This window comes from Bacillus sp. S71 (assembly GCF_016625265.1).
GTDB lineage: Bacteria > Bacillota > Bacilli > Bacillales > Bacillaceae_G > Bacillus_A > Bacillus_A cereus.
In genome coordinates, this window is record NZ_JACVUW010000002.1 from 679,325 (window position 1) to 688,805 (window position 9,481).

Here is a 9,481-nt window from a genome sequence, read left to right on the forward strand (position 1 = left end):
GTGTCTGAAATTTTTCAAGCATATAGCGATACATTTTTTAACAAAAATTAATCGCGTTGCTATTTGAATAATAAAGCGATAAAATCCTTCTTAAGAAGTTTTATTAAGAAGGATTTTTTTCTTTGTTTTGTCTTGCTGTGTCAAACTATTGTCACATTTACACTGTGAATAATATGTTAAAATAGTGAGGTTATGTATACATACTTGAAGGAAGAGGGAGTGACCATTTTGGTGGATCAATCAACAAATCAGAAAAGCTATGCTCCTATTGTGATAACGCTTTCTGTAATTGTAAATGCGATTATTTTATTTTTGTTCTTTGGACCTGTTGGCTATGAAGGAGAAGTACATTTTGATGTAACGATTTTACCAATGTTAAACGCGATTTTTAATAGCTTTACATTCGTATTTTTATTAGCAGCGTTATTCTCTATTATTAAAAAGAATGTGAAAATGCATCGTGGATTCATCCTTGCAGCATTTACGACAACTTTACTATTTTGTGTGTCGTATTTATCGTATCATTACTTAGCACCGGCAACACATTTTGGTGGAGAAGGATTCATTAAATATGTGTATTTCATCATTTTAATTACACATATTATCCTAGCAGCAATTATCGTACCACTTGCATTGTTTGCGCTTGTATTTGGTTTTACAAATCAATTAACACGTCACCGTAAAATTGTACGTTGGACGATGCCGATTTGGTTATATGTAAGTTTATCTGGTGTTATTGTTTACTTAATGATCTCACCTTATTATCAATAAAAAAATCTCAGCCTGTAGGCTGGGATTTTTTTATTAAGCAAATCTTTTTGTGAAATGAAAAAAATATGGTATACAAAAGTATAGTTGCTTTTCATATAGAAGGGATGGTAAAGAAATATGCAAAATTTTGTATTTCGTAATCCAACGAAACTTATTTTCGGTAAAGATCAATTAGAACAGTTAAAAACTGAAATTCCACAGTTTGGTAAGAAGGTTCTTCTCGTATATGGAGGAGGCAGTATTAAAAGAAACGGTATTTATGATAATGTGATTTCTATTTTAAAGGATATTAATGCAGAAGTATTTGAATTGACGGGTGTTGAACCGAATCCGCGTGTATCAACTGTAAAGAAAGGGATTCAAATTTGTAAAGATAATGGAGTCGAATTTATTTTAGCAGTTGGTGGAGGAAGTGTAATCGACTGTACGAAAGCGATTGCTGCTGGTAGTAAATATGATGGAGATGTATGGGATATTGTAACGAAAAAAGCATTTGCTAGTGAGGCATTACCATTTGGTACTGTACTTACTCTTGCTGCGACAGGTTCTGAAATGAATGCAGGCTCGGTAATTACAAACTGGGAAACGAATGAAAAGTATGGATGGGGAAGCCCCGTTACATTCCCGCAGTTTTCAATTTTAGATCCAGTTCATACTGCATCTGTGCCGAGAGATCAAACGATTTATGGTATGGTAGATATTATGTCACATGTATTAGAACAATATTTCCATCATGGAACGAATACAGAACTACAAGATCGTTATTGTGAATCTGTTTTAAGAACAGTCGTTGAAACAGCACCTAAGCTTTTAAGTGATTTAGAAAATTATGAGCATAGGGAAACAATTTTATATTGCGGAACGATGGCGTTAAATGGTATTTTAGCGATGGGAGTAAGAGGTGACTGGGCAACTCATAATATTGAACATGCAGTTTCTGCTGTTCATGATATACCGCACGGGGGTGGCCTTGCGATTTTATTCCCGAACTGGATGAAACATGTTGTAGAGGAAAATGTAAGTCGTTTTAAACAGTTCGCTATTCGTGTATTTGAAATAGAAACAGATGGAAAAACAGATAAAGAAGTGGCGTTAGAAGGAATTGAGGCACTGCGTCAATTTTGGACTTCAATTGAAGCGCCAGCAACATTAGCTGATTACGGTATTGGAGAAAATGAAATTGATATAATGGCTAATAAAGCGATGGCGTATGGTGAATTTGGTAACTTTAAAAAATTAAACAAAGATGATGTTCTAAGTATATATAAAGCTTCTTTATAAGTGAATTTAGAAAAGAAACCTATTTGATTGTTTGATCGAATAGGTTTCTTTTTTTGCTTTTTATAAACGTTTATGAATGTTTGTGATTATTTTTGATTGTTTATGGTTGATTTTTGTGACCGTTTTCATTATACTGTAATCAAAGAAGAGGTGAATAAAATGTTAACTCCTGAACGTCATCAAATGATATTGCAACTTGTAAAAGAACAGAAAGTTGTAAAATTACAGCAATTAGTTGAAAGAACAGAAAGCTCTGAGTCGACAATTCGCCGTGATTTAGCACAATTGGAAAAGCAAAGGTTATTAAAAAGAGTTCATGGTGGTGCCGCTGTTTTAACAGGAAAAGGGCAAGAACCAACGATGGTTGAAAAATCATCCAAAAACATTCAAATAAAACAACAAATTGCTAATTATGCGGCTAGCGTTGTTGAACAAGGTGATTGTATTTATTTAGATGCAGGGAGTACAACATTTGAAATGATTCCATTTTTAATCAATAAAGATGTTACTGTCGTTACGAATGGACTTATGCATATTGAAGCTTTAGTTGAAAATAATATTCGTGCGTATTTACTAGGCGGAATGATGAAGAGTAGGACGAAAGCTTTAATCGGTGCTATGGCACAGGAAAGTATGCAGAAGTATCGCTTTGATAAATGTTTTTTAGGTGCAAATGGTGTACATGAACAGCTTGGCTTTACAACGCCAGATCCAGAAGAAGCGCTCCTAAAACAAATGGCACTAACATTAGCAAACGAAGGATATTTCTTAATTGATGAAAGTAAGTTTTCAGAAGTTGCGTTTGCGAAAATTGCAAATGTTGAAGATGCAAATATTATTACAAACCATTTAGAAATTGATTTAGAAAAATATAAAAAACAAACCAATGTAATTGAGGCTGATAAACAATGATCTATACAGTTACTTTAAACCCATCTATTGATTATGTAGTGCAAGTTCCTTCTTTTGATTTAGGAACAATAAATCGAGCGGAGAAAGATATGAAGTTTCCTGGAGGAAAAGGAATTAATGTTTCTCGTGTTCTTCAGCGTTTAGGTGTTAAAAATATAGCACTTGGATTTACTGGTGGATTTACTGGTCAATTTATTAAAGAGGTATTACATGACGAAGGTGTAACAACAAACTTCGTCCAAGTAGATGAAGATACTCGCATTAATGTGAAAATAAAAGGGAAAGAAGAAACAGAATTAAATGGCCAAGGTCCTATTGTAACAAAAGAGCAGTTCGAACAGTTAATGAAAAAAATTGAGAGTATGCAACCTGGAGATTGTGTTGTACTCGCTGGGAGTGTACCGATCTCTATTCCAAGTACTTTTTACGAATCAATTGCTGCGTTTGGAGCTGAAAAAGGTATTCGTGTAGTAGTAGATGCAAGTGGAAGTGCACTGCAACATGTAATTAAAAATAAGCCATTTTTAATTAAGCCAAACCATCATGAACTTGGTGAGTTGTTTGGAGTGGAGCTTTCAACAGTAGAGGACGTTTTACCTTATGGAAGAAAATTAATTGAACAAGGTGTAAAACACGTTATCGTATCGATGGCTGGAGAGGGAGCTTTATTATTTACGGCAGAAGGTATATATGAAGCGACTGTTCCAAAAGGTGTTGTAATTAATTCAGTTGGGGCCGGAGATTCTCTTGTTGCAGGGTTTGTAGGCAAATATGAACAGACAAAAGATATTGAAAAGGCATTTCAATACGGCGTTGCAACAGGGAGTGCAACAGCATTTTCAGCTGATTTATGTAAGAAGGAAAAAGTAGAAGAATTATTGTCGCAAGTAATTGTAGCTAAGCGATAGGGGGAAGCAACATATGAAAATTACAGAACTATTAAAAAGGGATACAGTCATTATGGATTTGACAGCTTCAAATAAAGAAGCTGTCATAGATGAATTAGTTGAGAAATTACACGGGGCAAATCGTTTAAATAGTAAAACGGAATTTAAAGAAGCTATTTTAAAGCGGGAGTCCCAAAGTACGACTGGAATAGGGGAAGGTATTGCAATACCTCATGCGAAGACAAAGGCTGTTAAACAACCATCGATTTGTTTTGGTAGAAGTGTAAGCGGTATCAATTATGAGTCGCTTGATGGACAACCGGCACACTTATTCTTTATGATTGCTGCAAGTGAAGGAGCGAATAATACTCATTTAGAAACGTTGTCTCGTTTATCGACATTATTAATGGATGAAGGGTTTCGCAAGCAACTATTAGAAGCGAAGGATGAAAGTGAGCTTCTTCAACTATTTGATGAAAAAGAGAATGAAAAAGAAGAAGAGATTGAATTCGCAAAACCAGAAGGAAATGAACCGTACGTACTTGCTGTTACAGCTTGCCCAACTGGAATCGCTCACACATATATGGCGGCGGATAGCTTAAAAGCAAAAGCGACAGAGTTAGGAATAGCGATTAAAGTTGAAACGAACGGATCAACAGGTATTAAAAACGGTTTAACGAAAGAGGATATTGAACGTGCAACAGCTATTATTGTTGCGGCAGATAAACAAGTAGAAATGAATCGTTTTGCTGGTAAACATGTCATTCAAGTGCCAGTTGCTGATGGGATTAGAAAAACGGAAAATCTGCTTAAACGAGCTGTCAAACAAGATGCACCAATCTTTAAAGGTGTAAAAGAGGATGGGAAAACAGAAAGTATTGAGAGAGAAAAAGGATTAGGAATTTATAAGCATTTAATGAGCGGTGTAAGTAATATGCTTCCATTCGTTGTTGGTGGCGGGATTTTAATAGCGCTAGCATTTTCGTTTGGTGGTATAAAGGCGGAAGGTCCTTTAGCTGAATTGTTCATGTCAATTGGTGGAGGAAAAACAGGTGCATTTTTATTCCTTGTACCAATTTTAGCTGGATTTATTGCAAGCTCTATTGCTGATCGTCCTGGTTTTATGCCTGGTGTTGTAGGTGGATTTTTAGCGGCGAATGCGAATGCTGGATTTTTAGGTGGATTAATTGCTGGTTTCTTAGCTGGATATGTTGTTTTAGGGTTAAAAAGATTATTTTCAGGACTACCAGTACAATTAGAAGGAATTAAACCTGTTTTGTTATATCCAGTCTTTGGATTATTGATTACAGGAGTTGTAATGCAAAAAGTAGTAATTCCGCCTGTAGTAGCATTAAATGAAATGTTGACAGGGTGGTTAAATGGTTTAAATGGTACGAATGCTATATTACTAGGTCTTATTTTAGGTGGTATGATGGCAATTGATATGGGTGGTCCAATTAATAAAGCGGCATTTACGTTTGGTATTGCTGCAATAGAAGCACAGAATTTTGGAGTGCACTCAGCAGTTATGGCTGGTGGTATGGTACCGCCACTTGCGATTGCATTCGCAACTACATTCTTTAAATCAAAGTTTACAGAAGCGGAACGTAAATCTGGTTTAACAAATTATATTATGGGGGCATCGTTCATTACAGAAGGTGCGATTCCGTTTGCAGCTGCAGATCCGGTTCGAGTAATCGTAAGTTGTGTTGTTGGTTCTAGTATTGCAGGTGCGTTATCTATGTTATTCCAAATTACATTACCGGCACCGCATGGTGGATTATTTGTAATAGCGTTAGTAAATAAACCGTTACTATATATTTTCTCTATATTAATTGGAACAATTGTCTCGGCTATTATGCTAGGTGTTTGGAAAAAGAAAGTTCAATAACAAATAAAAAGAGAGTAGCTTTTAGTAGCTGCTCTCTTTTTATTACAAAAAAATAAGTTAACAATGGAATATTGATGTTTTTTGGTAAAAGATGTAACGAATTGTGAATTTTTTGTAACAAAAAAGTAACACTGTAATTTTTTCTGGAAAAAAGTTCTTGTGCTCGTATATGAAAAATATATGAAAACCACTGGAGATTGTATGAGAAATACATTTTATTAATATGGAAATTTATGTTACAACTCGTTAATTGTATATTACGAATGCTTTGTAATTGTGTGATTTCTAAAAATTCTAAAAATCTGTTGCTATAATGAAAATACGAAAACAAAGCAAATGGAGGCTATTCATGAAAAAATTATTAAGTATAGCAACAGCAGCAGTTTTTGGTCTTGGGATTTTTGCGGGTTCTGCTAAAGCGGAAACAATTGTAACAACAGACGTATTAAATGTTAGAGAAAACCCAAATGTAGAGTCAAAGCTTGTAGGTAAAGTGTTAAGTGGGAATACACTAGATGTTATAAATACAGAGAATGGATGGACAAAAATTAAGTTAAACGGTAAGGAAGCGTTTGTAAGTGCTGATTTTACAAAGAGCACATATTATGTAACGGCGGGCGTATTAAATGTTCGTGCTGGAGCGAATACTGATTCTGAAATTTTAGGTAAACTTAATAAAAATGATGTGATTGAAACGACGAATCAAGTTCAAAATGAATGGTTACAATTCGACTACAATGGAAAAGTCGGATATGTTCACGTGCCATTTTTAACAGGAACGGCACCTGTAATTGAAAAGAAAGAGGTTGTAGCTCAAGAAGAAGCGCCGGTTAAAAATAATACAGCAGTTAAGAATAAAGAGTCTGTTAAGAGTAACGATTCTATTAAGAATGTAGAATCAAGTAAACCTGTGGTAAAAGAAAAGCCGGCTGCAAAACCAGTTGCGAAATCTACTGAAACAAGTGCGCCTACTGGTGGTCGTGAAATTACAGTAGAAGCGACGGCATATACAGCAGATCCGAGTGAGAATGGTTCGTATGGTGGTCGTGTATTAACTGCAATGGGGCATGATTTAACAGCAAATCCAAATATGAAAGTAATTGCTGTTGATCCGAAAGTAATTCCGCTTGGATCAAAAGTATGGGTAGAAGGATATGGAGAAGCGATTGCTGGAGACACTGGTGGTGCGATTAAAGGAAATCGTATTGATGTATTAGTCGGTTCAGATGGTAGTGCTAATAGCTGGGGGCGCAAATCTGTAAAAGTGAAAGTTATACAATAGGTTATCGATATTAATATAAAAAGCGGTTGCTTGAAATTATGTAAGCAGCCGCTTTTTATGGATTATTGAAAGGGATAAATAGTTTTACCTGTAATAATTTTATATGCACTGCAAAATTGTGTTTGTATATATTCTGTATTTTTATTTTCTGGATGTGATGTTGTTTCATGGAGAGTAGAATGAAAAGCCCGTAGTAAACAATTTAGGGCGAAGTATAATTCCTCTTGTGAACAATTTTGTTCTTTTGTAGAAGTAGCTAAAATGAGGTCTTTTGTCAAAGATGAAAAATTGATGGTGGATTGTTTCATAGTTAACTCATCCTCTCGAAACTATTTTTATCATGTATATGCAGAATTGGACAAACTATGTTCTTTTTTATATGTAATTTCATGTACCGAAATGAAAGAACTTGCAATCATGACGTTAAAATTGGTAAGATTGGGTATAATCAATAGATGGAGTATATTACATAAAGAGAGTTGAATGCTATGGGAGAAGTGCAACGTGAAAAAGTTGCTGTCATCATTGGACCAACAGCTGTTGGAAAGACGAAGTTAAGTATCGATCTTGCCAAAGCGTTGAACGGTGAAATTATTAGTGGTGATTCCATGCAAATCTATCGAACGATGGATATTGGAACTGCAAAGGTAACACAAGCAGAGATGGACGGAATTCCACATTATATGGTCGATATAAAAAATCCGGAAGATTCATTTTCTGTCGCGGAATTTCAAGAACGTGTTCGCAAACATATTCGAGAAATTACAGAACGTGGTAAATTACCAATTATAGTTGGTGGGACCGGTCTTTATATACAATCTGTTTTATTCGATTATCAGTTTACAGATGATGCTGGTGATGTGATATACCGAGAGCAAATGGAAAAGTTAGCTTTAGAACGCGGTGTGGAATATGTACATAAAAAATTGCAAGAAGTAGATCCGGAAAGTGCGGAGCGTATTCATGCAAATAATGTACGACGTGTCATTCGGGCGTTAGAAATTTTCCGCACGACGGGTGAAAAAATGAGTGACCAAATTGAGAAACAAGAAAAAGAGTTACTCTATGATGTTTCATTAATTGGCTTGACAATGGATCGAGAAATGCTATACGATCGCATTAACTTACGAGTGGATTTGATGATGGAACAAGGCCTATTAGAGGAAGTAGAAGGTCTGTATAATAGAGGGATACGAGATTGTCAATCTATTCAAGCGATTGGATATAAAGAAATCTATGATTATTTTGAGAATCGAGCCCCTTTAGAAGATGCGGTATCACAATTAAAGACGAATTCGCGTCGTTATGCAAAGCGTCAATTAACGTGGTTCCGTAATAAAATGGATGTCACGTGGTTTGATGTTACAGACGGTGAAAAAACGTCAGAAATTTTACGATACATAGAAGGAAAGTTACAAGTAAAGTCGAATAATAGTAAGTAGAGAAAAAGAGGAGGATTCGACATGAAGCAATCAATCAATATTCAAGATCAGTTTTTAAATCAACTCCGTAAAGAAAATACGTTTGTTACGCTGTACTTATTAAATGGTTTCCAGCTTCGTGGACTAATTAAAGGATTTGATAATTTTACAGTCCTGCTGGAAACAGAAGGTAAGCAACAGCTTATTTATAAACATGCAATTTCTACATTTGTACCACAAAAAAATGTTTCAATTGAATTAGAATAGTAATGAATTATTGTACATAACAAAAAAAGAGCGAGTTTCCTCGCTCTTTTTTTATTTGTCATAAACAATATATGATGAAATTTAAGCGATTCTAAATACAGTAAGGCGGATGTTAGTATTTCCTGTCGCAGGGATCGTAATCTCATTAAGAGTAGATTGAACAGAAATTCTTGCACCAGCTGCTAATGTTTCGATTGTAGTAAATGAAAGTGAGTCGCCTATTAAATTTGAAGAGAAATTATCAGTTGCGACTGCTCCATTAATTGAAATTCCTACTCCGAGTGGAGCGCATCCTGGCGCAGTTGTAGAAATGGATACGCTAATTACATAAATACCACCGTTAATAACAGTAACTGTATCTGTGCCGTTGAAGATAATATTGTTTACGTTAATTGCAGTACTAAAAATAAAGTTATTAAATTGCAGTACTGTTTGCTGAATATTGTTTGTTACAACAATTGTTGCTATAGGGAAGCTAGGTCCAGTTGGCCCAGTAGGTCCGGTAGGTCCACCAGAAGGTCCAGTAGGTCCAGTAACTCCTATACCAGTAGCGCCGGTAGCACCCGTTGGTCCTTGAATGCCTTGAGGTCCGGTAGCGCCTGTGTTACCTTGAACACCTTGAGGTCCGGTAGCGCCCGTGTTACCTTGAACACCCTGAGGTCCAGTAGCGCCGGTAGCACCTGTGTTACCTTGAACGCCTTGAGGTCCAGTAGCACCTGTGTTACCTTGAACGCCTTGAGGTCCAGTAGCGCCGGTAGCACCAGTAGCA

10 protein-coding genes are annotated in these 9,481 nt (G+C 35.8%); 8 read left to right on the forward strand and 2 right to left on the reverse strand.

Annotated elements, in window-relative coordinates; translation table 11 throughout:
• The first annotated feature begins 228 nt into the window (after positions 1-228).
• The 6 genes from IBT51_RS06970 to entD all read left to right on the forward strand — a co-directional run bounded on the left by IBT51_RS06970 (position 229) and on the right by entD (position 7,024).
• On the forward strand, positions 229-771 hold the full coding sequence (locus IBT51_RS06970; protein WP_000228315.1) for a DUF420 domain-containing protein: 543 nt from the start codon (positions 229-231) through the stop codon (positions 769-771).
• A gap of 117 nt (positions 772-888) precedes the next feature.
• Complete coding sequence (locus IBT51_RS06975) at positions 889-2,052, forward strand: iron-containing alcohol dehydrogenase (protein ID WP_053563793.1); 1,164 nt, start codon at positions 889-891, stop codon at positions 2,050-2,052.
• A 159-nt stretch (positions 2,053-2,211) separates the two neighbouring features.
• A complete protein-coding gene (locus IBT51_RS06980; RefSeq protein WP_000957288.1) occupies positions 2,212-2,964 on the forward strand; it encodes a DeoR/GlpR family DNA-binding transcription regulator in 753 nt (250 codons plus the stop codon).
• On the forward strand, positions 2,961-3,872 hold the full coding sequence (gene pfkB, locus IBT51_RS06985) for a 1-phosphofructokinase (RefSeq protein ID WP_000640854.1): 912 nt from the start codon (positions 2,961-2,963) through the stop codon (positions 3,870-3,872). Before IBT51_RS06980 ends, pfkB begins: the two co-directional genes overlap by 4 nt.
• A gap of 13 nt (positions 3,873-3,885) precedes the next feature.
• Entirely contained in the window at positions 3,886-5,742 is a 1,857-nt protein-coding gene (locus IBT51_RS06990; protein WP_000704592.1) for a PTS fructose transporter subunit IIABC, read from the forward strand.
• 349 nt (positions 5,743-6,091) lie between these two features.
• On the forward strand, positions 6,092-7,024 hold the full coding sequence (entD, locus tag IBT51_RS06995) for a cell wall-binding protein EntD (RefSeq protein WP_023522798.1): 933 nt from the start codon (positions 6,092-6,094) through the stop codon (positions 7,022-7,024).
• Positions 7,025-7,086: 62 nt separating this feature from the next.
• On the opposite strand, the gene IBT51_RS07000 is transcribed toward entD, so the two are convergent.
• Positions 7,087-7,332, reverse strand: a complete 246-nt coding sequence (locus IBT51_RS07000) for a hypothetical protein (protein WP_000814431.1) — start codon at positions 7,330-7,332, stop codon at positions 7,087-7,089.
• A 180-nt stretch (positions 7,333-7,512) separates the two neighbouring features.
• On the opposite strand from IBT51_RS07000, the gene miaA reads away from it, so the two are divergent.
• Positions 7,513-8,466 (forward strand): tRNA (adenosine(37)-N6)-dimethylallyltransferase MiaA, encoded by a 954-nt coding sequence (miaA, locus tag IBT51_RS07005; RefSeq protein ID WP_200458020.1) that lies wholly within the window; start codon positions 7,513-7,515, stop codon positions 8,464-8,466.
• Positions 8,467-8,487: 21 nt separating this feature from the next.
• Positions 8,488-8,712 carry an RNA chaperone Hfq gene (gene hfq / locus IBT51_RS07010; RefSeq protein WP_000813896.1) on the forward strand — a complete coding sequence of 75 codons (225 nt, stop codon included), beginning with the start codon at positions 8,488-8,490 and terminating at the stop codon, positions 8,710-8,712.
• 81 nt (positions 8,713-8,793) lie between these two features.
• Here the strand turns inward: hfq and IBT51_RS07015 are convergent.
• On the reverse strand, positions 8,794-9,481 hold a 688-nt coding region (locus IBT51_RS07015; RefSeq protein WP_200483273.1), incomplete at its 5' end, for a Gly-Xaa-Xaa repeat protein.

Bases quoted from the DNA above. Each gene is read 5' to 3' on its own strand.
- IBT51_RS06975 (WP_053563793.1), top strand. From the start codon at position 889: ATGCAAAATTTTGTATTTCGTAATCCAACGAAACTTATTTTCGGTAAA.
- IBT51_RS07000 (WP_000814431.1), bottom strand. From the start codon at position 7,332: ATGAAACAATCCACCATCAATTTTTCATCTTTGACAAAAGACCTCATT.
- hfq (WP_000813896.1), top strand. From the start codon at position 8,488: ATGAAGCAATCAATCAATATTCAAGATCAGTTTTTAAATCAACTCCGT.
- entD (WP_023522798.1), top strand. From the start codon at position 6,092: ATGAAAAAATTATTAAGTATAGCAACAGCAGCAGTTTTTGGTCTTGGG.
- miaA (WP_200458020.1), top strand. From the start codon at position 7,513: ATGGGAGAAGTGCAACGTGAAAAAGTTGCTGTCATCATTGGACCAACA.
- IBT51_RS06990 (WP_000704592.1), top strand. From the start codon at position 3,886: ATGAAAATTACAGAACTATTAAAAAGGGATACAGTCATTATGGATTTG.
- pfkB (WP_000640854.1), top strand. From the start codon at position 2,961: ATGATCTATACAGTTACTTTAAACCCATCTATTGATTATGTAGTGCAA.
- IBT51_RS06980 (WP_000957288.1), top strand. From the start codon at position 2,212: ATGTTAACTCCTGAACGTCATCAAATGATATTGCAACTTGTAAAAGAA.